Genomic DNA, 23583 nt, shown 5'->3' with positions numbered 1-23583 from the left:
TCAGTCGCCGTCGCCCGCGTCCGCTTCGGCTCGGCGCTTTCGTTTCAGTCGCCGTCGGTACTCGCCGTAGGTGTCGGTGGGGTCGAACGGGGCAGGGGCGCTGTTCTCGGTCTCCGCGCCACAGCGGGGACACGTATCGGCGAGCGCGTACACTGGCCGGTCGTGCTCGTCGCGCCAGGCCGCACAGACCCGAATGTCGGACTTCATCTCATCCTCTGCTCGTCCGCCTTACTCGTCGTCTTCGTGCCGCTCACGGTGGTACTGCGCGGTGCCACCGTGCGTCTCGATTGCCGACCGCGCTCGGTCGGCGGCGGTCTCGAGTTCGGACTCGGCCGTCTTGTAGTCCGGCGCGCGTACCTTGATGCGGTACTCGGGGGAGCCGACGTACGTGACTTCGAGTTCGACGCCCTCGGGGACGTCGCCGTTGCCGCCGGCGGCCTTGAGCGCCTCCCGGATGTGTTCGACGCCGTCGCCGGTCGGACAGCGCAGGTCGACGTAGCCCGTCACGTTCACGTACGGGACGGAGACGTTCTCGCGGGCGGTCTCGACGAAGGCCTCGACCTCGTCCTCGTCGAGGTCGACGTCTTCCAGCGCGGCGGCACCGTGGATCGCCGCCTGCTCGAACCCCTCGTAGAGGCTCTCGAACTCGGTGAGGACGGCGTTCGCCACCGCCGAATACTGCTCGTCGGAGACGTCCTCGCCGAAGGCCAGCGACATCCACTTGTCGGCCTTCTGTTCGTTCTTCCACTCCTGGATTTTCTCCTTGCGCTGGTGCTCGTTGACGTCCTTGATGGAGAGGTCGATCTGCTGGGAGGACTCGTTGACGTCGAGCACCTTCGCGACGACGGTCTGTCCCTCGCGGACGTGGTCGCGGACGTTCTTGATCCAGCCCGAGGCGACCTCGGAGATGTGCGCCAGGCCGCGTTTGTCCTCGTACTCTTCGAGATCGACGAAGACGCCGAAATCGGCGATGTCGTCGACCTTGCCGACCACGAGTTCGCCTTTGTCGGGCCAGCCACTGTACTTCATGATTGGGCCTCTCAACGAGCCTCGACGGTCTCGACGATCTCGTGGTCGATCTGTGCTTTGCCGCCCGTCGGCGTCGCCAGCGTCGTGCCACAGACGGCGCAGTTGACGACCGTCGAGGCCTTGCCGAAGACGACCTGTTCGTTCTCACAGTCGGTACACTTGACGCGGTAGTACGAACCTGCCATGATTACTCCTGGAACTCCAGTCGGCCGGCGCGCCAGCCCTCGCGCATGTGGGCCTTGCCGCAGTCCGAGCAGCGGTACTTCAGGTGGGTCTTCTTCGTCGGCTTGTCGCCACCGGGCACCTTCGAGAACTTCCCGGCGTTCCCGATGGTGGAACGGCCGGCACGCGTTCGGCGCGCGTCCCACTTCATGCCGGTCTGGCGGCCGGTGCGGACCTTTTCGACCTCGTGTTCGTGGTGCGCGTTGCAGTGCGGACAGTACGTATTGAATCGGCGAGGCATCTGCATGATATCTACCTTGACGGGTTTTTGACGTCGCCCGTTAAAACGCGTTTGGTTCGGCTCGCGGCCGTCTGGCCGCGCCGCCGCGAATCGACCGGCCTCGTACCGCTCTGCTCACCCGCCGACGGTTGCCGCCGCACCGCCGAGCAGCCCGTCGAATCTCTCCGGTGTCGTCGGGTGATACGCCCGGTTCGGAATCTCCCGGGCGTCGGGTTCCGTCTCGACGGCCAACTGCATCGTCTTCGCCACCACGTCCGCGTCGGGGTGTAACGATACAGAGCCCCCGGCGGGGTCGCCGTCGTCCACCAGCGTCAGCCCCACGTCCGGCTCGTCGGCGAGTCGCTCGGCCACCACCACGCCGGCGCTCCCGTACGCGCCGATGACGGCGACGGGTGTCTTCGTAATCGACGAGACGGTCGAAAAATATGGTGATTTTATTGCACAACTCTAACAGAGCGTCTGGCAGTCGTCTCGGTCTCTGAAGGCGAGCCTCGTGCCCGCTCTTTTCGCCGATTAGGCCCTCATATAGTCAGTATTGGCGGATAAACACGTTCTACCGCGTCCATCCGACTGCGATTCGATAGCGCCACGACGAATACGAACTGATTTAATCGTTCAGTCGAAGTGCACTACTGTACGGGTTCAGTAGATCATGAGTGTCGAAACACAGCCGGAGACGGGCGGCGGAGCGGTCCGCCGTGCCGTCGGCGTCGTCGCCGGATCGTTCAGCGTAATCGTCCTGCTCGCGGCCGTCGCGTACGCCGCGATGGTGAACGTCGTCGACTGGGTGACGGTGGACGTGCTCGCGTATCCCGTCGGCGGCGTCGCCCCTTTCGTCGTAATCACGGGAGCCATCCTGACGATTCCCATCGTGGTCCCGACCGTCCTGGTCACGGTGAAACTGCTGCGGTAGCCGGTCGGGTCGTCGGTACGACCCCGAGTCACCGAATCCCGAAGAGATTAAGCCCGCGTCGCCGGAACCCCGGAGTATGAAGAAGCTCATCGTCCGCGGCGACCCTGGAATCCGGCGCGACGCCATCATCGAGTGGGACGGCGAGGAGCAGGTCTGTTTCGCCATCGACCGGCAGGGAGACTTCCACGGCCCCGACGAGGTCCAGTTGTGGTGCACCATCGGCACCGAGGACGAGCGCGAGACGTTCGACAAGCGCGAGTACGTCCCCCACTTCCTCGAGGTCGACTCCGTCGACGCCGAGGCGCTGACCGTCGTCCAGAAGCGCGGCGTCTGAGTCTCCGCCGCGACAGTCACGCGGTCGACAGCGCCTCGCTGTCGACCCGGTACACCGTCACCGAGCCCTCCCGATAGGCGACCTCGACGGCGTCGAGGTCGGTAACGGTGATGTCGTCGTATCTGAGTCGCTCGGAGGGCCCCACCCAGATGTACTCCACGTCGTACTGTCCGAGGAGCCGCGCCTGTTCGTCGGGCGTCCCGAGGAACATCGTGTCCACGTCGCGCACGCGCGAGTAGTACGCGTCCGGGCCACGGTAGCCGACTTCGTGTTGCCAGCCCGCGACCGTCGGAATCCCCGTCATGCTCGCCGCGGGGTTCGACGTCCACGCGTACATCCCCCGCTCGCGTTCGTCGGTGCCGCCGCGGGAGTGCCACGTCGTCCCCGGTGCCGAGAGGAGGGTCGGCTGGCCCGCACGGTCGTCGAGCCACCGGATGGCGGGCGCTTCCTCGGGGTGTTGTTCCTCGATGAACGCCGTCGCGTCCAGCGTCGCCTCGGGCGCGTTCTCGAAGTGGCTCCCGAGCGCGAACACCCCGTAGGTGCTCGTCGAGACGACGAGGGCGAGGACGAACGCGACAGTGAGGACGCGCCTCAGCGCGCCGAGGCCGCTCCCGTCGCCCCCGTCGGTGGCCACCGTCTCGCGCCCTGCCGTGGGCTCGGTCATCGTGTCCGTCCCGCTCGGTCGCCCCCGGAGCAATCCGGCGACGACGGCACCGGCGGCGACGCCCCACAGCGCCCACGTCTGGATGTAGAACTTGAACACCGTGTTCATCCGCAGGGGCCCCGCCTGTTCGGTGAGGTAGACCAGTTCGACCATCGTCACCAGTCCGGCCCCGCCGACGACGAGCACCGTCTCGAAACCGACCGGACGGTCGAACCGGAGCGCCACGAAGCCGAGCACGAGCAGGGGGACCGTCAGGAGCAACACGGGCAACCCGATGGTGTTCGCGACGAGCGCCACGGCCGCGATGCCGACGAGGACCGGGACCGCACGGCCGACCCGCCCGACCAGGTACGCCCCGAACGCCAGGACGAACCCGCCGTGGACCAACAGGAGGCCCGAGAGCGAACTCCGCTCGGCGGCCGCGAGTATCTCGAGCGAGCGGCTGCTGCCGCCGCCGGCCGCGAGGGTGACGAACGGTGCGGAGAGGACGACGCCGACGACACCGGCGAGGACAGCCACGCCGAGCGCCCCGCCGAGTCGAGTGAGCTCGCTTTCGAGCCGCGACCCCTCGTTCTCGCCGCTGTAACCGGCGAGACGCTCCGAGAGGAGCGACAGCGGGTGGGCGGGCGCGAACGCGAGGGCGAGAAAGAGGACGCCGAACACGCTCGGGAAACTCCACGTGTCGACCACCGACTGCAGGCCGGCAACGACCGGAACGGCCCCGAACACGAGGAGTCGCCGCCGGCTACGCTCCGCGGCGGCCGTCTCGTAGTAGACGAACGCGAGTCCGGCGGCCAGGAGGAGGAAGGGCAGACCCATCATGTGCGCGTGGAGGTCGCCGTTGAGCCACGCGAAGAGGGGGAACTCGTTGATCGTTCCGGGGATGACGCGCGAGGCGTCGAAATAGAAGAAGCTCGACGCGTCCGCCAGCACCTCGCTCGGCTCGGCGTCGGTCCCCTCGGCGATCCACGTCGCCACGGCGGTCCGAAGCCCACCGGGCAGTACCCCCAGCACCACGTCAGAGGCGGTGTGAAGGTTGGCGGCGACGCCGACGAAGAACGCGCCGAGGCCGCCCGCCAGGCGCGCGGACGACGCTCGCGGCCGGTCGGCACCGTTACCGCCCCGTGCCGCGGCGACGGCGGCGGCGAGGTCGTACGCCGCGGTGACGAGCATCGCGTAAAAGCTCGCCAGCCCGAGGTTGTACGCGAAGCGTGGGGGAACCGCCGAGAGCCGGGCGAGCAGCGCGGTGATGAGGTGTCCGCCGTAGTAGTACCGGACCGGTTCGCCCGCGAACCACATGTCCTCGGGCGGCAGCGCCGTACTCCGCGCGAGCGACTTCAGGAGGCCGAAGTCGAGGAACTTCTCGCCGCCCAGTGCGTGCACCGCGGGGTCGACGGCGCGGACGGCGACGAGAAGCGAGAACGAGAGCAGAAAGACGACCGCCGACTCGGCGAGCGCGCGCCGGTCGAGTGTCAGATCCGGTGCGAGCCGAACGCTCCCCTCGCGAAGCGCGTCTCGGTCGAGGGCGGACCCGAGCGCCGCGGCGACGAGGACGACGACGCCGACGGCCAGCCCCGCGGTGAGCGAACGATGTCCGACCCAGTACGCGGGCAGGGTGAACACGACGAGCGCCACCGGGAGTGCGAACCCCGCGCCGCGCCCGGGAACCGAGAAGAGGCGAGCGGCGATGGGGACGCCGGCCGCGCCGACGAGAGCGAACAGGAGAAGCCAGCGGAGGACCAGCGCGTACTCCATACAGGAGACCGACGCACCCGACTCGTTATACGTCTTATGTCTCCGTCACCGTCCGCGAGACCGACACCGAGACGACCGTGTGAGGGTATCGGTCGGTTTTTTATCCACGCTGCGTAATCCATCCCCAATGAGTAACGTCGGTGTCGTCGTTCCCGCTTACCGTCCCGACACCACGCGGCTGACGACCTACCTCTCTGCCCTCCAGGAGACGCTCTCCCCCGCCGCCCTCCGCGTCGAACTCGACGACCCTCGCCCCCAGACGGTCGCGGCGCTCCGTGCGTGTTCGGTCCCCGTCGACGTCGCGACGAGCGACGAACGCCGCGGGAAGGGCGCGGCCATCACCGCGGGGTTCGAGTCACTCGCGCCTCGCGTCGACGTCCTCGCGTTCGCCGACGCGGACGGGTCGACGCCCGCCGCGTCGCTCGCCGACGTCGTTCGGCCGGTCACGGAGGGGCGTGTGGGGCTCGCCGTCGGTTCGCGTCGGCACCCCGACGCGGACATCGTCTCACACCAGACGCTCGCACGCCGTCGGCTCGGCGACGGCTTCGCGTGGCTCGCCCGCCGGTTCCTCGACGTCCCGCTGTACGACTACCAGTGCGGCGCGAAGGCGCTCTCCGTCGAGTCGTGGGCGGCCGTCCGCGAGCACCTCTACGAACCCGGCTTCGCCTGGGACATCGAACTCATCGCCGTCGCTGGGGCGCTCGACTGTCGCGTCGCCGAGGTACCGGTCACGTGGGAGGACCACCCCGAGTCGACGGTGTCGACCGTCGACACGACCGTCCGGCTGGGGGTGGCGCTCCTCCGCTCGCGGCACCGCGCCCGGTCGCTCCGACACGACCGCCTGCACGCGCTCCTCGAGCGCTCTCGCGACACCGGTCCGTCGCTCGTCGAGCGCCTCGGTGTCGACGCGGTGGACGACTGAAACGATGTCCGTCGTCGACTCGCTCCTCTCGGGCAGACGCTTCGGCAAGTTCGCCTCCGTCGGCGTCGTCGGCGCGGTGTTCGACGTGACGACCGCCACGGTCCTCCGCGAGGTCGGCGTCTTCCCCGAACTCGCGGTGTTCATCGGTATCGAGGTGGCCATCGTCGTCATGTTCTTGCTCAACGACAAGTGGACGTTCGCCGAGCAGGGTGCCGCGGGTCTCGGCGCGGCATTCCGTCGACTCGCGCGGTCGAACCTCGTCCGCATCGGTGGTATCCTCGTCCAACTGGCGACGTTCGGGTTCTTCTTCCGTGTGGTGGCGCTCGAACTGACGGTGGCGGGTATCGACGGCTGGTTCGTCGTCTCGAAGGTCGCCGGCATCGGCACCGGGATGCTCGTCAACTACGTCGCCGAGAGCCTCGTCACGTGGCAGGTCGGGCGTGGGTGAGTCACACGGCGAAAAGTAGCATACGGCGTTGGAATCATAACCCTTAACCGCAACCGCCGATTCGTACTCAGTAGCGGGATGGGATAGCCAGGAGATTCCGCCGGGCTCATAACCCGGAGATCGGTAGTTCAAATCTACCTCCCGCTATTTTCGAGACACTCACCTCCTGAGTAGCGTGTTTCATCGCGCTACGACCCCGTGAGTGTCGGAATCTCGCCGGGGCAGATTGGATCGAGAGGACGGAGCAACGCCGAGTCTACGTCGTTCAAATATACCCCCGCCACTTCACTCGGACTCATCTCCCAAGCAGCACGTTCTCTCGCGCTGTGACACCGGCGAGTCCGTGCGAGTGTGACGAGGAGATGTGAACCAGAGAGTGGCGCGAGCAGAACGACCGAGGTTCACCTCTCCTTCCGTGTTCGGTATCGCCGCTTCGATTCCGCCAGTAACACCGGCGTAACCCCCTGACATCGGCGTCCGCGAGCGCTTATGCGGTCTGCGTGTCTACGGTGAACCGTCGCACCACTGCGGCACTCCCCCATGTCTCAACAGAAGTCCGACTACGACGACGTCCGCATCGACGAAGCACTCGACAGTCTCCCGAGCGACGAGGAACTCGACGAAGCCGTCGAGAACCTCGAAGCGAACGGCTTCGACGTCACCGTCGTCGACACGCGAGCGGAGGCGCTCGAAGCGGTCACGTCGACGATTCCCGACGGCGCGACCGTGATGGACGGTCACTCGACGACACTCGAAGAGATCGGGTTCATGGAGTACCTCACCGAGGGTGACCACTCCTGGGAGAACCTCCACGCCGACGTGTGGGCTATCGACGACGACGCGGAGCGATTCACCGCCCGGAGGAAGGCCCAGACGGCCGACTACTTCGTCGGCGGCATCAACGCCATCGCGCGCACGGGCGAACTCGTCGCCGCGGACCTCTCCGGGAGCCGTATCGGCGCGTACCCCTTCGCGGCGGGGAACGTCGTCATCGTCAGCGGCGTCAACAAGGTCGTCGCCGACCTCGACGCCGCCCTCGACCGCCTCGAGAACGTCGCGTACCCCCTCGAGAACGAACGCGCGCAGGAGGCGTACGGCGTCGAGAGCGCCATCGCCAAGCAGCTCGTCTACCGCAAAGAACCCACTGAGGGGCGGACGAGCGTCGTGCTCGTCCGCGAGCAACTCGGCTACTGAACCCCCGGTAGAAGACGTTTCTCACACGATTCACTCGCGGTCTTCGCTCGGCTCGCGCGCTGTAACTGGCGGAAGCTGAGCGGTTATCATCGCTCTGTCCTCCTCGAGCCACGGCGGGAGTCGAAGTCCTGTCCCGAGCGACTCGACCGGCTCGTCGACGGTCAGGCCCGGTCCGTCTGTCGCCAACTCGACGAGGATACCACCGGGCTCGCGGACGTACACCGACTGGAAGTACGTCCGGTCTTTCACGTACGTCGGTTCGAGCCCGTCCGCTATCAGGAGGTCACGCCACGCCTCCAGTGCTGTCTCGTCGGGGAGTCGAAATGCGACATGGTGTGCGGTGCCGATGCCCTCACGGCCGAACGGCAGGTCCGTATCGAGGATGTCGACGACAGTTCCCGGCTCGCTTCCGGGCGCTGCCGTCCGGTATCGGACCCGGTCGCCCTCCTGTGCGTGGAGGTCGAAGCCCAGCGCGTCGAGAACGCTGGCGGTCTGGAAGGGACTCGTCGAGGCGAGCGTCACGCTGTGGAACCCGCGAATGGCGTACTCGGACGGTATGGGTCCGTCGCTCCACGGCTCTGTTTGGGTATCCGTCCCGACGAGTTCGAGCGGCTGTCCCATACCGTCGGTGAACCGAACGACCGGCTCACCGAACCGCTCCACCTGCTCTGCCCCGTACGCGCTGAGTCGGTCGACCCAGTAGTCGATGCTCGCTCGCGGGACGGCTAGGGCAGTCGCCGTTGGCTGTGGCTTCCCGACCCGCCCCTCCTGTCCCCGCTCGAACGGGAAGCACGTCAGGAGCGTCCCCGGGCTCCCGCGCTCGTCGGCGAAGTAGACGTGGTGCATGAACGGGTCGTCGTAGTTCACCGTCTGCTTGACGAATCTGAGTCCAAGAACTTCTGTATAAAACGACACCGTCTGTGCGGTCGTCCCGGTGATGACGGAGACGTGGTGAAGCCCGGCAGTCGGCGGTGGGAGAGTCACCGGCCGTCACCTCCGTCCGGGTCGCTGTCGTTCGGCGTCGGCTTCCGTTCGACGAGGGTCTGGAGGCGGTCTCTGAGGAACGCGACTTCGTCGTCGTTGATGGTGTGAGCCATGCCTTCGTAGACGCGTTCGGTGACGTCACCGCCGAGTCGCTCGAAGACGTCGCGGGACTCGTGAACGCGTTCGAGGGGGACGTGGGGGTCGACGTCGCTACAGCCGAGGAGGACGGGCGTTCCGGCGAGGTCGCCCGTGTGGTCGACCACCGTCTCCCCCGGGCCGACGAGCCCACCACTGAGGACGACGAGACCGCCGTACTGCCGAGGGTTTCGGGCGGCGTACTCCGCGGCCAGACACGCCCCCTGCGAGAAACCGCCGATGACGATCCGGTCGGGCGGAACCTCGCGCTCGACGAGTTCGCTGACGACGTCATCGACTGCGTGCAACGCGGACGACAGTTCGGGTTCGTTCGTCTCGAGCGGAGCGAGGAACGACTGAGGGTACCAGCGGTTGTACTGCGCCTGCGGAGCCACTGCAGCGACGCCGTGGACGCCGAGTTCGTCGGCCAGGTCGAGGATACTCTCGGCCGTCGCACCGCGGCCGTGGAGGAGGACGAGCGCCGCGTCGGCGACGCGGAGGGGCGCGCCCGCGTGTTTCACCGGCTGACCCTGGTGGGGACCCGGTGAGCTGTCGGGCGATTCGGTGGTGGTCATACACTGTGTGGACCGACGACAGACATAACGGTTCGCGGGCGTCGATGTCCCGTGGTGACGTCGGTGTTATCGACGAACTCGGAGCTGGTGGTGACTGCCCCGACGTGGCCAGGGAGCTGGTGATGAGAGAAGGTACCGAATAGAAGTAATTATATATTTGTGCGGCGGAGACGACTCTCTCTCTCTCTCGCCCGCTCGTCTTTACCAGAGGGTGGGTTCCCAGTCGAGTGTCGGCGACAGCAACCGCGCCCCGCACACGCGTGCCGGTCGCCGTCGTTCTCGACTCAGTTCGCGGACTCGACGTAGTCGACGACGCGCTCGACTGCCGCGTCGGGGTCGCCTTCGGGGAAGCACTCACAGCCGACGTAGCCGTCGTAGCCGGCGTCGGCCAGCGCACGGATGACGTTCGCGTAGTTGATCTCTCCCGTCCCCGGCTCGTGGCGACCGGGGACGTCGGCGACGTGGATGTGGCCGATCAGGTCGACGTGCTCGGTCAGGGTGTCGATGAGGTTGCCCTCGGTTATCTGCTGGTGGTAGACGTCGTAGAGGAGCTTCACCCGGGGGCTGTCGACCGCTCTGATGATGTCGAACGCCTCGGCGGAGTCGGTGAGGAAGTAGCCCGGGTGGTCGACAACGGTGTTGAGCGGTTCGAGGACGAGTGTCACACCTGCGTCCTCGGCGGTCGGCGCGGCGCGCGAGAGGACGTCGACCACGCTCTCGTACTGGGTCTCTCGGTCGAGCCCGGCCTGTTCGGGGCCGGTTGTCACGATGAGCGTCTCACAGCCGAGGTCGGCCGCGACAGGTAGCGACTCCTCGATTGCGGCGACGGCGTCGTCGGCGCAGTCGGGGTCTGTCATCCCATCCGGACCTTCGATGCTCGCACCCGGTGCGGCGGAGAGCGTCCCCGCGATCTCGACGTCGTGTTCCGCGGTAGCCTGGGTAAGCGTCTCGAGGTCGGCGGCGTCCCAGTCGAAGAACTCGATGCCGTCCGCACCGGCGGCGGCGGCTCGTGCGGTGGCATCGGCGAACGAGTCGTCGGGGTAGACCGTCGGGAGCGTGACCGCGACGCGGAGGCTCATTGTGAGACCAGTGGGAGTTCGACGGCGTTCTCCTCGTCGAGGGCTTCGTTGACTGCGAGGGTCAGCTCGAAGGTCTTCCGCGCGTCGTCGTACGGCGAGCGGAGGTCACCCTCACCCCCGCCGACCGTCTCGACGAACGAACGGACCTCGCGTGCCCACGCGTCTTCCTCGGCTTCCAACTCGATAGGTTCGCCGTCGACCGTTCCGGTGAGCCGCCCGAGCGAGACGGGGTGGTCTTCTCCTTCGAACCAGAACTCCAGTTCGAGGTGGAAGCCGTCTCCGACCAGCCGTAGCGCGACGTGCTCGTCCGGCGAGGCACACGAGGTCGACACGTGGCTGACCGCGCCGGATTCGTGCTTCATCGACGCGCTCACGGCGTCCTCGAAGTCGATGTCGTCGCCGACGACGCTCTTTCCACCCTGCGCACAGACGGAGTCGACGTCGCCACCGAAGTACCGAACCAGGTCGAAGACGTGTGCCGCCTGTTCGACGACCTGTCCGCCGGACTTCTCCTTGACGCCCCACCAGCCCGATGGGGGGACACCACCGACCCAGTGGCCGTCGATGAGCGCGACGTCGCGGTCGCCGATGCGGTCGACAGCCTCCTCGACGGCCGGTGAGTAGCGATACATATGTCCGACCTGTGAGCGAACCTGTGCCTCGGCGATGGCCTCGTCGACGCGTGCTGCGGTCTCGCCCGACAGGGCGATAGGTTTCTCGACAAAGAGGTCGAGGCCCGCCTCGGCACCTGCGGTCTCCTGTGTCGTGTGGGCGAAGGGCGGAATCGCGACGAACAGCGCGTCGAGGTCCTCGTTCGAAAGCATCTCTTCGTGGTCGGTGTAGACGTCTGCACCGAACTCCTCGGCTGCAGCGGTCGCAGCCTCCGCCGAGACGTCACAGATGGCAGTCACGTCGGCCGCGTCGATGTCAGCGAGGGTGCCGAGATGGATGGTACCGATTCCGCCGGCCCCGACCAGGGCGATGGTAACCGTCATTGCCTCCCGCTACAGAAGGCCGAGTAATCAAGGTTCTGGCCAGACTCCCACTCAAACCACCGTGTCGTCGTGTCGCCGCCGCTTCGTTACACCATTATGGCTGTCACGCACTCTCGAGCTGTCGACGAACGGGTGAGCCCGCCCCGTCGTCGGCCGCCCCCGATAACCGATTCGCGAGCGTCGAACCGGCTCGAGCGCCGCTGGCAAAAGATATTACATCAGTACAGTTGTAATGAGATACTCAGGTCAGCGAGTTCTCGAGTTCGAACTCGTTGGCGACGCCCAGCAGCGTCTCGGGAATCTCCTCCTCGAACCGCTCGTCGGTCATCCGGTTCGCCGGACTGGCGACGCTGAAGGCTCCGACCACCTGCCCGTCGGAGCCGTTCACGGGGACACCGACGGCCTTGACGCCGTCGAGCTGCTCTTGGTGGTTGAACGCGACGCCGCGTTCGCGGATGGACGCGAGTTGCTCCAGCAGCGCCTCGGCGTCCGTGATGGTGTTCTCCGTCGCCGCGGGGAGACCCCACTTCTCGACGATTGTGTCGACCTGTGACTCGGGGAGCTGTGACAGGGTCGCCTTTCCGGCCGCCGTCTGGTGGAGGTAGAAGCGCTTCCCGACGGTCGAGTAGGTCCAGACGGCGTGAGTTCCGGAGAAGGTGTACATGTAGACGCCGCGGCCGTTCTCCTCGACGGTGAACACGGCGCGACACTCCGTCTCGTCGGCCAGTTGCTCGGTGTAGGACTCGGCGATACGGTACGCCTTTCGCCTCGTGCGAACGTACTCGCCGAGACTCAAGAACTCCAGACTCAGCTGGTAGACGTCGCCGGTCTTGACGACGTACTCGTTGTCCGCGAGGGTTGTCAGGTGAGCGTGTACGGTACTCGGTGCCAGGCCCATCTCGTCTGCCACCTCTGTCACCCGGGCTCCGTCCAGTTCTCGAAGCGTCTCGACGACGCGCAGCGATGTCGCCGTCGTCTGCAGCGTTCGACCGCCGTCTTGGGTGTTCATGACTGGCACTTGCATTCCTCCCTATTTAATATTCGGTATGTGCAAATGAGTCTGTCCTCGATATGCCGAGATGCCGTGGTGTGTTTATAACATGGTTCGTTTCTTCCTGCACATCCGGTCTTGAACTTCGCTACCAGTAAACGCGAAAAATAGGTGGAGAACGGACAGTTGGCCCCAATCGCCGAGGGATTCGCACGTGGGGAACGACGCGACCGTCAGAGCCCGAGCATCTCACGTGCCTCACTCGGCGAGGCGATGTCGCGCTCGAGTTCTTCGGCGATTCTCGCCGTTCGACGGACCAGTTGAGCGTTGCTCTCGGCGAGTTCGCCCTTGCGGTAGTAGACGTTGTCTTCCATGCCCACTCTCACGTGCCCACCCATGGTGATCGCGGCGGTGGTCATCGGGAGCTGGTGTTTCCCGACGGCGAGACACTGCCACTCGACGGGCTCGGGGAGGTTGTCGACGAAGTTCACGAGGTTTCGCGGTCCTGGGGGCATCCCGTTCTGCATCCCGAAGATGACGGTCGCCCAGTAGGGCTCCTCGAGGAGCCCTTCGTCGATGAGGTGTTCCGCCTCGGGGATGTGACCCGGGTTGAACAGTTCGAGTTCGGGCTTTACCCCCGCGTCGCGCATCCGTTCGGCGTACTCTTCGTTCTGCTCTCGTGTGTTCTCGGCCGTTCGCGTCTGTCCGAAGTTGATGGGGCCGAGGTCGACAGTCGCGACCTCGGGGCGTGGCTCGGTTTCGAGGATGGGTGCCAGCCGAGTCTCGCGCGAGTAGATGCCGCCGCCCCCGGTGGTGAAGTTCACGATGATGTCGTCGCAGTGCTCGTCGATGGCGTCCATGAGTGCCTGAAAGCGTGCGACGTCTTTCGTGTCCTCGTGGTTCTCGTCTCGCGCGTGGAGGTGAACCATCGACGCGCCCGCCTCTTCGCACTCGGCGAGGTCCTGTGCGACCTCTTCGGGCTGGGTTGGCAGGTTCGGGTTCGCCTCCTTCCCGTGGAGTCCACCGGTCGTCGCGACGGTGATGATGAGCTTCTTCTGGAAGTAGTCGTCGTACCCTTGATACGGCATACCCCGATGTGTTTCGCGTCGGGTCTTTACTATTTCGGGAGGCGAGACCCACTCTCCGAGCACAGCGATGTCGGCTCGATGTTCACTATCTTTATGTACTATCATCTAGCTTGAGGTGATATGGAACGAGATAGCACAGCCCTCGTCACCGGCGGAGGGCGTGGTATCGGTCAGGCGATCTGTGCCGAACTCGCATCCCGGGGGCACGATGTCGTCATCGCCGACCTCGACGAGGACGAGATGGCTGAGACCGCTGCGCTCGTCGAGAGCGAGGGACAGCGAGTACTCACACACCAGACGAACCTGAAACATCTCGACAGCGTCGAAGCGGTCGTCGAGACTGCACTCTCGGAGTTCGGCAGCATCGAGCACCTCGTCAACAATGCGGGCATCGCCGGCCCGACGTCTGCCTGTGAGGGCATCAGCTCCGAGGAGTGGGACGAGACGGTCGCCGTGAACCTCCGTGGCCCCTTCTACACGTGTCGGACGGTGCTCCCGTCGATGAAAGAGCAGGGCTACGGGCGCATCGTCAACATCGCCTCCGTAACTGGGAAGCGCCCCCTGACGAAGCGGACCCCGTACGCGACCACCAAGATGGGACTCATCGGGTTCACCCGGACGCTCGCCGCGGAGGTCGGCGAACACGACATCAACGTCAACGCCGTCTGTCCCGGCTCTGTCGACGGCCCGCGCATCCGTCGTGTCTTCGAAGAGAAGGCCGAGACGACTGGCCGGAGTTACGAGGAGGTCCGCAGGGACGCAGAGAGCGAGAGCCCACGGCAGGAACTCGTCCAGCGAGAGGACATCGCGAACACCGTCGCGTTCCTCTGTTCGTCGGACGCCGACCGTATGACTGGACAGGACGTCAACGTCTCGGCGGGCAAGGTGATGTACTGAACACGTGCCACTGCGCACTGACCGACGGGGACGCTGCGACCCTCCCGAGCCGCGTGTCCCGAGAAACCATCCTCATTTTCAATCATAAACTATAAACGGAGGTATTCACCACATGATGGTGTCGCAAACATGGCACGAGATAGCAGCAACCAATCTAGGCGTCGCTTCCTGAAGCAGGCCGCCATCGGGAGTTCGGCGGTCACACTGGGTGGCCTCGCAGGGTGTACAGGTGGGTCCGGCGGTGGGTCGTCGACCAGTTCGGGCGGGTCGGGTGGCTCGTCCGATGGCGGCTCCGGCGGGAGTGACTCGTCGGGCAGTTCCGGGTCGGACGGCGGCTCCATGACCTCGATGGGCTCCATCGCCAACCGACAGAACTCCTACTGGCTCAGCTGGGAGAAGGGCTACCTCGAGGCTTGCGAGGCATTCGGCTACGAGACGAACGTCCAGACGAACAACGGTGAGGTCCAGACACAGCAACAGCAGTTCGACACGGCAGTATCGAACAACGCGGACTTCATCGCCGGGCAGACCTACACCAACGCCGCCGCAATCACGCTGGCAGAGACGCTGGTCGAGGGCGAAACCCCGGGTGTCCTCGCGGTCACCATCGCCGACTGGTTCGTCCCGCAGGACGCCGGCGAGGAGTACGTGACGTTCTTCACGCCCCACTTCGTCAACCACGCCTACACCGGCGCGAAGATGCTCTTCGAGGCGATGGGTGGCAGCGGCACGTTCGTCCACATCGAAGGGAACCGCGGTACGGCCCCGAACATCGGCCGGAACAAGGGTGTCGACCTGGCGCTACAGGAGTACCCCGACATCGAGATGGCGGGACCGCGCCAGCCGGGCAATTTCATCCGTTCGGACGCCCGCAGCGTCATGAACGACAAGGTCTCGCAGTTCGGCGACGACATCGACGGCTTCTTCGGCCAGAACGACGCCGTCGCGCTGGGCGGGCTCACCATCCTCGAGGAGAACGACATCGACGTGCCCGTCGTCGGCATCGACGCCAGCGAGCCCGGGCTCGCGGCCATCGCCGAGGACCGGATGACCGGCACCGTCTCGGGCATGGGCCCGTGGCAGGCCGGCTGGTCGGTGGCGAAGTGTCACGACTACATCAACGGACACACGCTCAGCGGTCCAGAGCGGATGATGTCGTTCAACGCGCCGGTCTGTGTCAAGAACCCCAGCGAGTGGACCGACGTCATCGACCGGCTTCCAGTCGTGGACGCCGCCGAGTACAACGACGCCATCTTCTCGGGCGAGACCCCTTACGACTGGACGGCGATGTCCGTCGCCGAGGCCGGTGAGGACGCCTGGGACCCTCAAATCGACATGCAGCCGATGAACCTCGCAGACATGAAAGAGGTTCTCGACTGGAAGGACGCGGACAAGCCGAGCGGCTACAGCCTGCCGGGAGTCTACACCGACGACGCCGCCCAGGAAGAGACGACCCAGCTGTACGTGGACCGCTTCCAGAACAACCCGCTCAAATAACTCTCACCACACACCCCCATGGCATCACAGACACACACCGACGCGACGGACGCGGGCCGGGCTAGCCCGAAAAGCGGGGACAATCACAGCTTCCGCGTCGAGGGCATCTCGAAGTCGTTCCGCCACGTACAGGCCCTCGAAGACGTGTCGCTGGCAGTCGACCACGGCGAGGTCATCGGCCTGGTCGGGGAGAACGGCGCTGGCAAGAGCACGCTGTTGAACATCCTGACCGGCGTGTTGCAGGCCGACGAGGGCCAGCTGTACGTCGACGGGGAGCCGGTCTCGTTCACGAACCCGCGTGAAGCGGCGGACTACGGCGTCTCGCTCGTCCACCAGGAACAGGACGTCATCACGACCATGCGGGGGTACGAGAACCTCTATCTCGGGCGGGAGATGGAGCGCTTCGGGGTGCTCGAGAAAGACCGGATGCGTGAGGAAGCCCAGGCATTCGTCGACGACCTTGGCATCAACATCGACGTGGACGAGCGCGTGCGTAACTACTCGTTCAACGAGCGCCAGATGCTCGAGATCGCGAAGGCGTTCCACGTCTCACAGAAGTCCGAGAACCCGGTCATCCTCCTCGACGAGCCGACGGCCGGGCTCGAGGAGAGCGGCCGGGAGATCCTCTTCGACCTCGTGAACGACCTGCGGGACCGGGCGACGTTCGTCTTCGTCTCGCACGAACTCGACGAGGTGCTGCAGATTTCCGACCGGATCTACGTCCTCAAAGACGGCGAGCGCGTCGGCTCCACCACGGCGGCCGACGCCACCACGGACTCGCTACAGCAGGCGATGGTCGGCCGAGAGACGGCCGACGAGTACTACCGTGTCCCCGACCAGCAGCGCGAGGCCGACCTCGGCGAGACGGCGATGGCCGTCGACGAGGTGGCCCACGAGGACACTGTCGGCCCGATTTCCTTCTCCGTCCGCGAAGGCGAGATATTCGGTATCGTCGGCGTCGAGGGCTCGGGCAAACAGCGACTCGGGCGCCTGCTCGCGGGCGACCTCAACGTGACACAGGGCTCGGTCTCCGTCGACGGCACCACGCTGCAGAACCCGACGGTCTCGGACATGGTCGACGCGGGCGTCGGCTACATCCCGAAAGACCGGAAATCAGAGGGCTTACTGCTCTACCAGTCGGTGCTGGTCAACACCTCCCTGGCGATGGTCCGGGACATGCACGGCAACCTGCCGCTGCTCGACCTGGACGCCGAGGAGGAGGCGACGCTCGACGCCATCGAGGAGCTGTCCATCAAGACGCCAGGACCCAATGCGCTGGTGCACGGCCTGAGCGGCGGGAACCAGCAGAAGGTCGTCATCGCCCGCTGGCTGGCCCAGGAGACCCCGGTGCTCGTGATGGACAACGTGACTCGGGGTATCGACGTCGGCGCCAAAGAAGAGGTGTACCGGCTCTGCCGTGAGCTGACCGACAAGGGCGTCTCGATCGTCTTCATCGGCGACGAACTGCCCGAGGTCATCGGCATGTCCAACCGAATCGCCGTGATGGCGAAAGGCGAGTTCGTCGGCGAACCCTTCGACGCCTCGCCGGGCAACAAACCGACCGAAGAGGACCTGATACAGGAGATGATCTGACAATGAGTACAAGTAGCGTCAGCGAGTGGATTACCAACCAACGAGAGCAACGCACCCTCCACGACTGGATACAGGACCTGGGCCCGTTCGTCATGCTGTTCGGGCTGATACTCTTCTTCACGTTCACGACGGAGCGATTCTTCACCGAGGGCAACCTGCTCGACAACGTCGCGAAGAACGCCGTCACGCTGCTGTTGGTGGCGCTGGCGGGGACCTTCCCCATCCTCCAGCAGAGCATCGACCTCTCGGTCGAGTCGGTCGTGCTCTTGACGGGCGTCGTGACTGTCGTCCTGATCTCGCAGTTCGGCCTGGGCTTGCTCGCCATCCCGCTCGCCATCGGCGTCGGGATGCTCGCCGGCCTGTTCAACGGCCTCGTCTTCACGAAGCTCAAGGTGCCCTCGTTCCTGGTCACGCTCGGGACGCTCTCGGTGATGGCCGGGGTCGGGAAGATCATCACCGGTGGCTCGACCATCACCTTCCGGAATCCCGCCATCCGCACCATCTCGACCGGGGACGTCTTCGGCATCCCCAACCTGGTGCTCTGGGGACTGCTCATCTACGTGGGTACCATCGTCCTGGCCTTCCGAACGAAGTTCGGCCGGTACTGCTTCGCGCTGGGCGAGAACGAGCGCGTCGTCGAGCTGGCCGGCGCGAAGGTCGACCGCTACAAAATCTACCCCTTCGTGCTGTCGGGGCTGCTCTGTGGCATCGCCGGCGTCCTCTTGACGCTGCGCATCTCGTCGGCCTCGCCGAACATCGGGAGCGGGCTCCTCCTGCCCAGCATCGCCGCCATCGTCATGGGTGGGACGGCGCTGACCGGCGGCGTCGGCGGGCCCCACCGGACCATTCTGGGCGTGCTCGTCATCGCGGTCCTGAACAACGGGATGAACCTGCTCGGCACCGACTCGTTCGTCCAGGAGATCATCCTGGGGCTCGTGGTCGTCGCCGCGGTGGCGCTCTCTATCGACCGCGCGAAGATCGACGTCGTGAAGTAGCGCGGCTCGACTCCGCTCTTCGGTTTCTCTCCGTCTCCGTCCGCCGTCGGACCCCCACTTTCATGCTCCCTGGTAGCGTACCGCTCGATATGGGACGCACACTGGTCGCACTAGACGATTCGCCACAGGCACAGAACGCGCTCGAGTACGCTCTTTCGGTCCACGACGAGGACGAGTTCGTCCTCGTCCACGTCATCGATTACAGCGAGTCTCTCACCGACCCCAGCCGCGGCGGCCGCGGACGGCTCGAAGGCTGGTATCAGAAGGCGACCGAAGACGCCGAGGAACTGTTCGCCGAGGCGAAAGAACGCACGGACGAACACGACGTCTCCGTCACGACAGTCACCAGAGATGGGAAGCCTGCGGGAGAGATTCTCGACTGCGCGGACGAACACGACGTCGACCAGATCGTGATGGGAAGCCACGGACGGACGGGCGTCGCGCGCGTCCTCCTCGGCAGTGTCGCCGAACAGGTCGTCCGTCGCGCCGAGTGCCCGACGACGGTAGTGCACTGACCTCGAAACACGAAACGCCCGAGAACGTAGAGAAGCCGGTCAGTCCGCGCTAATCGACGCGTCGACCCGACTGCTCGGCACGGTCCCCTCCGCGGTCCAGCCCCGACGCTCGTAGTACTCGTCGAGGGCCGCCTCGAAGTCCGGCAGCGAGTACGGGAGCGCGTCGTCACTCCGGTCGATGCCACGCTGGTTGTTGAAGTGGCGTTCGAGGTCGACGACTCTCGACCCCACCGCGAGGAGGTCCGCGTAGTCGGCTCCGAACAGGCCCTCGAAGCGTTCGGGCGTCATGAAACTCCGCGAGAAGCGACAGACGATGCCGCAGTCCTCCAGCGCCCGGGCGTTCTCCTGCTCGATGACCATCTCGGGCTTCCCCTCGAGACCGGTGGGGTTGTACGCCTCGTCCTTGTCGACGAGGGGGTACTCCCAGGCGTACATCGTGGTGAACATGTGGTCCGCCCCGCGCGTGGCCGTCGCGTACGACAGGCCCTGCCCGTTCAGCGTCCGACCGTCGTGGGCGGCGAAGTCGAGCCCCTTGACCGTCCAGTTTTCGACCCCCAACTCGTCGTGGAAGCGGTCGATGCCTTCCGCGAGGAGGTCGCCGACGCCCTCGCGGTGAGCGATTTTCTCGACCGTCTCGAATATCAACTCGGTGTCGCCGAAGGCGTCCTCGCTCTCGAGGTACGCCGAGACGACGTTGCCACAGGAGATGCTGTCGAGCCCGTATCTATCACACAACTCGTTCGACTGCATCACGTCGACGATGTCGTCGACGCCCGCGTTCGACCCGAACGACATCACCGTCTCGAACTCCGGGCCTTCGGTTTCGACGCCTTGTTCCTCGTCCTTCGTGGGGAGCTTGCAGGCGAACGCACACGCCGAACAGGTCGCCTTCTTGAACTTCTTCTCCTCGACTCTGTCGCCGTTGATTCCCTCGACGCCCTCGAACTGGAGCTCAGAGAAGTAGCGCGTGGGGAGCGCGGAGACCTCGTTGGCGAGGTCGGTGACGGAGGTCGTCCCCTGTCGCTTCATGATGTGGTCGGCGGTCGCCGCATCCCGGTGAACGTCCATCTGTATCGCCGGGATCTCGATGTCCGGACTCGAATCGCCGTCGAACGTAATCGCCTTCACGCCCTTCGCGCCGAGCACGGCCCCGAGCCCACCTCGACCGAACGCTCTCGACTCGGAGGTCATAATGGAGGCGAAGCGCACTTCGTTCTCGCCGCCCGGCCCGATGCAGGCGACGTGTTCGTGTTCGAGACCGTGTTCGTCTTCGATGTACTCGACGGTCGCGGGAACCGTCGCGCCCGCGAGGTCGGGGACCGATTCGAACTCGACGCCGTCGTCGGTGACGTGGACGACGAGGAGGTCGTCGCTCGCCCCGACGAGTTCGAAGGCACCGTAGCCCGTCGCGGCGAAGTTGCGCGACATGAACCCACCGGCGTTCGACGAGAGCAGTCCGCCGGTCAGCGGCGAGACGCTCGTACAGTTCATGCGTCCGGTGAAGGACATGTTCGACGCCTGCATCGGTCCTGTGGTGAAGTACAGCCGGTTCTCTTCGCCAAGCGGGTCGACGTCGAACGGGACGCGCTCGTGAGCGAGACGCGTGGCGACGCCACGGCCGCCGATGAACGTCTCGTGGACGTCTCCGATGTCGGTCGTCTCGGTGGTGCGGTCGCCGACGTCGACCGTCAAGAGGGGGCCCTCTGCGTGGAGCATCACACCACCACCTCGCGCGCACAAAATGATAAACGTTGCTCACGACACGTTCGGGCCGGGCCCTTACGCGGTGAAGCCGCCGTCCATCACGAGGTTGTGACCGGTGACGAACGACGACTCGTCGCTCGCGAGAAACAGCGCCGCGTCGGCGACTTCGTCGGGCTGTCCGGCGCGACCGAGCGGCGTCTGTTCGAGGATTCCCCCTGCTGTCTCGCCGTCTTCCATCGTCATCGCCGTCTCGATGAAGCCGGGGTTGAGCGCGTTGACCCGGACGCCCGCCTCCCCGTGTTCGACCGCTAACTGTCGGGTGAGGTTCGTCACTCCTCCCTTCGAGGTACAGTACAGCGAGGAGTTCTCCAGCCCGCGAATCCCTCCGATGGAGGACATGTTGATGATGCTTCCTCCCTGTTCTTGCTCGCGCATCACCTCGACGGCGGCCTGACTCCCGAAGTAGACGCCCTTGAGGTTGATGTCCATCAGCCACTCGTAGTCCTCCTCAGTCACGTCGTCCAGCGGGAGTTGTCGCTCGACGCCCGCGTTGTTCACCATCACGTCGAGCGAGCCGAACGCCGCGACGGTCGCGTCGACGGCCTCACGCAGGTCCGCGACGGAACTCACGTCGCACTCGACGAACTGTGCGTCCCCACCCTCGCTCTCGATGAGGTCGTGTGTCGGTTCTCCACCCATCCGCGGGTCCTCGCGGACGTCGGCGACGGTGACGCTCGCACCCTCCTCGGCGAACCGTCGGGCGATCGCGCGGCCGTTCCCCGACGACCCACCAGTGACCAGTGCTGTCTTCCCTTGCAGTCGCTCGGACATGTCTACGCTACCGTGCTACTGCCTCTCAATTAAGTGTTTCTCGATACGCGAACCACGCAGAAGCCCGGCGACTGGCCCGCTCCGGCCGTCGACTCGCTCCCTCACCGCACGCGCCCTTCGCTCGTCACACGCCAACCCCAATGTTTAATAATGGGTGTGGAAAATCAACACAACGAGATGTTAGACAGTGGCTCACTTGTAGTGGACTCCGTGTCACACTGCTTCAACCACACGCCGGAGAATCACAAGCACCCCCACGCGCAGATATGGGACGACGAGACGTACGAACTCGGCGCGAAGCTCCTCCCCGACGGCTACATCCCGTCGGAGGAGGTCTTCTACCGCGACCACCAGCCCGAGGAACTCGCGCGACTGCTCTTCTTGGAGAGTCAGATCGACTACTCGGTGTACCACTCCCTGCCGCTCGACGACTACTTCCACGACGGCTACGTCTCCCGCGAGAAGGGCTTCGAGTTCATGGAGCAGAACCAGAATCGTGTGTCGATGTACGTCGACGTCAACCCGCTGGAGGACGACGCGGGCGACCAGATCGAGGAGTTCGCCGCGAAAGAGGGTGTGGAGGGTATCAAGTTCTACCCGGCGCGCTACCAGAACGGCAACGACCTCTCGCTCCAGTTAACAGAAGACGCCGTCTGGCCCCTCCTCCAGCGCGTCGCCGACTCCGAGGTCGACACGCTGGCCATCCACAAGTTCATCCCGTTCGCGACGGCTCCCGTCCGCTACTTCAAGCCGGGCGACGTCGAGGACGCGGCCAACTCCTTCCCCGACGTCAACTTCGAGATCATCCACGCCGGCTTCTCGTTCGTCGAGGAGACTGTGCTCGCGATGGCGAGCCACGACAACGTCTACGCGAACCTCGAGAACACGGCGTGTCTCGTCAACACCCGCCCGCGGAAGTTCGCGAAGGCACTCGGTGAGATGCTCTACTGGGCCGGCCCCGACCGCATCGTCTACGCCGGTGGGGCGACGGCGCTGCACCCTCAGCCACCCATCGAGGGCATCTGGAACTTCGAGATGCCCGAAGACCTCATCGAGGACTACGACTACCCCGAAGTCACCCAGGAGGACAAGGAGAAAATCCTCGGCAAGAACGCGCTTCGACTCCTCGACAAGGACCCCGAACAGATCAAGAAAGACATCGAGGGCGACAAGTGGGACCAGCTCAAGACCGAGCGCGAGGAAAGTGGCGAGTACCCGGCCGCGCCGTGGTCGACGTACGAGGCCGAGTCGGCCCTCGCCTCCGACGACTAATCACCCATGTCTGCACACACAGATCCGTACGCGCGGACGGAACCCGCCACGCACGTCACGCCGGACACGGAGTTCGACGACGAGCGCAAGTCGAAGATCAAAGCGCAACTGGGCAAGGTGCTCGACCCCTGTAGCTGTATGAGCGAGCACCCGATTAACATCATCGACCTCGGGCTCATCGAGTCCATCGAGGTCGACGGGCGCGACGCCGAGATTACGCTCCTCTTGACCTCCCAGCGCTGTACGTACTTCCTCGACATCAACGACGAAATCTGCGAGCGCGTCGAATCGCTCGAAGAGATCGACAGCTGCGAGGTCCACCAGGACACGAGCGGCAAGATCTGGACGAACGACCGGATGTCTGACGAAGAGCGGAAAGCCCGGCGCAAACGCTTCCACGAACGCATGGAAGCCGCCGGCGTCACCCCCTACGCGGAACGCTCGGACTGACCACCTGACCACGTGCCTCGGCTCTGCGGCCCTGCCGCTGTCCTCTCTGTTTCTCTCCCGAACCGATAGGAACGAACACGAACGAAAACGGACTGTCGACGCCAGAACGTGGCGTTGACGACGCTTGACAGCCTCAGGATGCGTTTTTGAGTTCGTCGAGCGCGGCGGGGTTCTCGATACTCGACATATCGCCGAGTTCTTCGCCCTGGTAAATCGAGGAGATGGCGCGGCGGATGACCTTCCCCGACTGGGTTTTGGGG

The 23583-nt window shown here is 65.3% G+C and carries 26 protein-coding genes and 1 tRNA gene; 13 read left to right on the top strand and 14 right to left on the bottom strand.

Annotated elements, in window-relative coordinates; genetic code table 11:
- The 5 genes from E6N53_RS12290 to E6N53_RS21065 form a co-directional block, all read right to left on the bottom strand.
- Entirely contained in the window at nt 1-207 is a 207-nt protein-coding gene (locus E6N53_RS12290; RefSeq protein ID WP_136592096.1) for an RNA-protein complex protein Nop10, read from the bottom strand.
- Nucleotides 208-228: 21 nt separating this feature from the next.
- Nucleotides 229-1029, bottom strand: coding sequence for a translation initiation factor IF-2 subunit alpha (locus tag E6N53_RS12285; RefSeq protein WP_142859700.1), 801 nt, complete (start codon nt 1027-1029; stop codon nt 229-231).
- A gap of 11 nt (nt 1030-1040) precedes the next feature.
- A complete protein-coding gene (locus E6N53_RS12280; RefSeq protein WP_136592094.1) occupies nt 1041-1214 on the bottom strand; it encodes a 30S ribosomal protein S27e in 174 nt (57 codons plus the stop codon).
- A gap of 2 nt (nt 1215-1216) precedes the next feature.
- On the bottom strand, nt 1217-1498 hold the full coding sequence (locus E6N53_RS12275; RefSeq protein WP_136592093.1) for a 50S ribosomal protein L44e: 282 nt from the start codon (nt 1496-1498) through the stop codon (nt 1217-1219).
- A 108-nt stretch (nt 1499-1606) separates the two neighbouring features.
- Nucleotides 1607-1843 carry a hypothetical protein gene (locus E6N53_RS21065; RefSeq protein WP_321167800.1) on the bottom strand — a complete coding sequence of 79 codons (237 nt, stop codon included), beginning with the start codon at nt 1841-1843 and terminating at the stop codon, nt 1607-1609.
- 301 nt (nt 1844-2144) lie between these two features.
- Here E6N53_RS21065 and E6N53_RS12265 point away from each other — a divergent pair, with 301 nt between their 5' ends.
- A complete protein-coding gene (locus tag E6N53_RS12265) occupies nt 2145-2405 on the top strand; it encodes a hypothetical protein (RefSeq protein ID WP_142859698.1) in 261 nt (86 codons plus the stop codon).
- Between the two features lie 76 nt (nt 2406-2481).
- Complete coding sequence (locus E6N53_RS12260) at nt 2482-2739, top strand: HAH_0734 family protein (RefSeq protein WP_136592091.1); 258 nt, start codon at nt 2482-2484, stop codon at nt 2737-2739.
- A 16-nt stretch (nt 2740-2755) separates the two neighbouring features.
- Here the strand turns inward: E6N53_RS12260 and E6N53_RS12255 are convergent, their stop codons facing one another.
- Nucleotides 2756-5158 (bottom strand): DUF2298 domain-containing protein, encoded by a 2403-nt coding sequence (locus E6N53_RS12255; protein ID WP_142859696.1) that lies wholly within the window; start codon nt 5156-5158, stop codon nt 2756-2758.
- Nucleotides 5159-5285: 127 nt separating this feature from the next.
- On the opposite strand from E6N53_RS12255, the gene E6N53_RS12250 reads away from it, so the two are divergent.
- The 4 genes from E6N53_RS12250 to E6N53_RS12235 all read left to right on the top strand — a co-directional run bounded on the left by E6N53_RS12250 (nt 5286) and on the right by E6N53_RS12235 (nt 7722).
- Entirely contained in the window at nt 5286-6080 is a 795-nt protein-coding gene (locus E6N53_RS12250; protein ID WP_142859694.1) for a glycosyltransferase, read from the top strand.
- A gap of 4 nt (nt 6081-6084) precedes the next feature.
- Nucleotides 6085-6528 (top strand): GtrA family protein, encoded by a 444-nt coding sequence (locus E6N53_RS12245; protein WP_142859692.1) that lies wholly within the window; start codon nt 6085-6087, stop codon nt 6526-6528.
- 72 nt (nt 6529-6600) lie between these two features.
- Nucleotides 6601-6675, top strand: a tRNA-Met gene (locus E6N53_RS12240).
- A gap of 393 nt (nt 6676-7068) precedes the next feature.
- Nucleotides 7069-7722 carry a lactate utilization protein gene (locus E6N53_RS12235; protein WP_142859690.1) on the top strand — a complete coding sequence of 218 codons (654 nt, stop codon included), beginning with the start codon at nt 7069-7071 and terminating at the stop codon, nt 7720-7722.
- Nucleotides 7723-7752: 30 nt separating this feature from the next.
- On the opposite strand, the gene E6N53_RS12230 is transcribed toward E6N53_RS12235, so the two are convergent.
- From E6N53_RS12230 to E6N53_RS12205, 6 genes are all read right to left on the bottom strand, one after another.
- Nucleotides 7753-8706 (bottom strand): ring-cleaving dioxygenase, encoded by a 954-nt coding sequence (locus E6N53_RS12230; RefSeq protein ID WP_142859688.1) that lies wholly within the window; start codon nt 8704-8706, stop codon nt 7753-7755.
- Nucleotides 8703-9416, bottom strand: a complete 714-nt coding sequence (locus tag E6N53_RS12225) for an alpha/beta hydrolase (RefSeq protein WP_142859686.1) — start codon at nt 9414-9416, stop codon at nt 8703-8705. Before E6N53_RS12225 ends, E6N53_RS12230 begins: the two co-directional genes overlap by 4 nt.
- A 284-nt stretch (nt 9417-9700) precedes the next feature.
- Complete coding sequence (locus tag E6N53_RS12220; RefSeq protein WP_142859684.1) at nt 9701-10495, bottom strand: hydroxypyruvate isomerase family protein; 795 nt, start codon at nt 10493-10495, stop codon at nt 9701-9703.
- Nucleotides 10492-11490: a Gfo/Idh/MocA family protein gene (locus E6N53_RS12215; RefSeq protein ID WP_142859682.1), complete on the bottom strand. Its 999-nt coding sequence runs from the start codon at nt 11488-11490 to the stop codon at nt 10492-10494. Before E6N53_RS12215 ends, E6N53_RS12220 begins: the two co-directional genes overlap by 4 nt.
- Nucleotides 11491-11731: 241 nt before the next feature.
- Nucleotides 11732-12499, bottom strand: coding sequence for an IclR family transcriptional regulator (locus tag E6N53_RS12210; protein WP_142859680.1), 768 nt, complete (start codon nt 12497-12499; stop codon nt 11732-11734).
- Nucleotides 12500-12714: 215 nt separating this feature from the next.
- Nucleotides 12715-13569: a beta-keto acid cleavage family enzyme gene (locus E6N53_RS12205; protein ID WP_136603405.1), complete on the bottom strand. Its 855-nt coding sequence runs from the start codon at nt 13567-13569 to the stop codon at nt 12715-12717.
- Nucleotides 13570-13689: 120 nt separating this feature from the next.
- Here E6N53_RS12205 and E6N53_RS12200 point away from each other — a divergent pair, with 120 nt between their 5' ends.
- From E6N53_RS12200 to E6N53_RS12180, 5 genes are all read left to right on the top strand, one after another.
- Nucleotides 13690-14466, top strand: coding sequence for an SDR family NAD(P)-dependent oxidoreductase (locus E6N53_RS12200; protein WP_136603404.1), 777 nt, complete (start codon nt 13690-13692; stop codon nt 14464-14466).
- Nucleotides 14467-14595: 129 nt separating this feature from the next.
- Nucleotides 14596-15963, top strand: coding sequence for a sugar ABC transporter substrate-binding protein (locus tag E6N53_RS12195; RefSeq protein WP_201741146.1), 1368 nt, complete (start codon nt 14596-14598; stop codon nt 15961-15963).
- 18 nt (nt 15964-15981) lie between these two features.
- Nucleotides 15982-17556: a sugar ABC transporter ATP-binding protein gene (locus tag E6N53_RS12190; protein ID WP_142859678.1), complete on the top strand. Its 1575-nt coding sequence runs from the start codon at nt 15982-15984 to the stop codon at nt 17554-17556.
- 92 nt (nt 17557-17648) lie between these two features.
- Nucleotides 17649-18551 (top strand): ABC transporter permease, encoded by a 903-nt coding sequence (locus tag E6N53_RS12185; RefSeq protein WP_142860423.1) that lies wholly within the window; start codon nt 17649-17651, stop codon nt 18549-18551.
- 89 nt (nt 18552-18640) lie between these two features.
- The gene (locus E6N53_RS12180; RefSeq protein ID WP_136592078.1) at nt 18641-19066 is read left to right on the top strand and encodes a universal stress protein; all 426 of its coding nucleotides are present in this window, start codon (nt 18641-18643) and stop codon (nt 19064-19066) included.
- Nucleotides 19067-19105: 39 nt separating this feature from the next.
- Here the strand turns inward: E6N53_RS12180 and E6N53_RS12175 are convergent, their stop codons facing one another.
- A complete protein-coding gene (locus tag E6N53_RS12175; RefSeq protein ID WP_142860422.1) occupies nt 19106-20782 on the bottom strand; it encodes an aldehyde ferredoxin oxidoreductase family protein in 1677 nt (558 codons plus the stop codon).
- Between the two features lie 63 nt (nt 20783-20845).
- Nucleotides 20846-21601: an SDR family NAD(P)-dependent oxidoreductase gene (locus tag E6N53_RS12170; RefSeq protein WP_142859676.1), complete on the bottom strand. Its 756-nt coding sequence runs from the start codon at nt 21599-21601 to the stop codon at nt 20846-20848.
- A gap of 210 nt (nt 21602-21811) precedes the next feature.
- Between E6N53_RS12170 and E6N53_RS12165 the strand changes: the two genes are divergently transcribed.
- Complete coding sequence (locus E6N53_RS12165) at nt 21812-22873, top strand: amidohydrolase family protein (protein WP_236642347.1); 1062 nt, start codon at nt 21812-21814, stop codon at nt 22871-22873.
- 6 nt (nt 22874-22879) lie between these two features.
- On the top strand, nt 22880-23323 hold the full coding sequence (locus tag E6N53_RS12160; protein ID WP_142859672.1) for a metal-sulfur cluster assembly factor: 444 nt from the start codon (nt 22880-22882) through the stop codon (nt 23321-23323).
- Nucleotides 23324-23583: the final 260 nt, after the last annotated feature.

It is taken from the genome of Salinigranum halophilum (genome assembly GCF_007004735.1).
In the GTDB taxonomy this organism is placed as follows: domain Archaea; phylum Halobacteriota; class Halobacteria; order Halobacteriales; family Haloferacaceae; genus Salinigranum; species Salinigranum halophilum.
The sequence above is the reverse complement of the archived record's forward strand: the minus strand, read 5'-3'. Positions and strand labels throughout refer to the sequence as shown.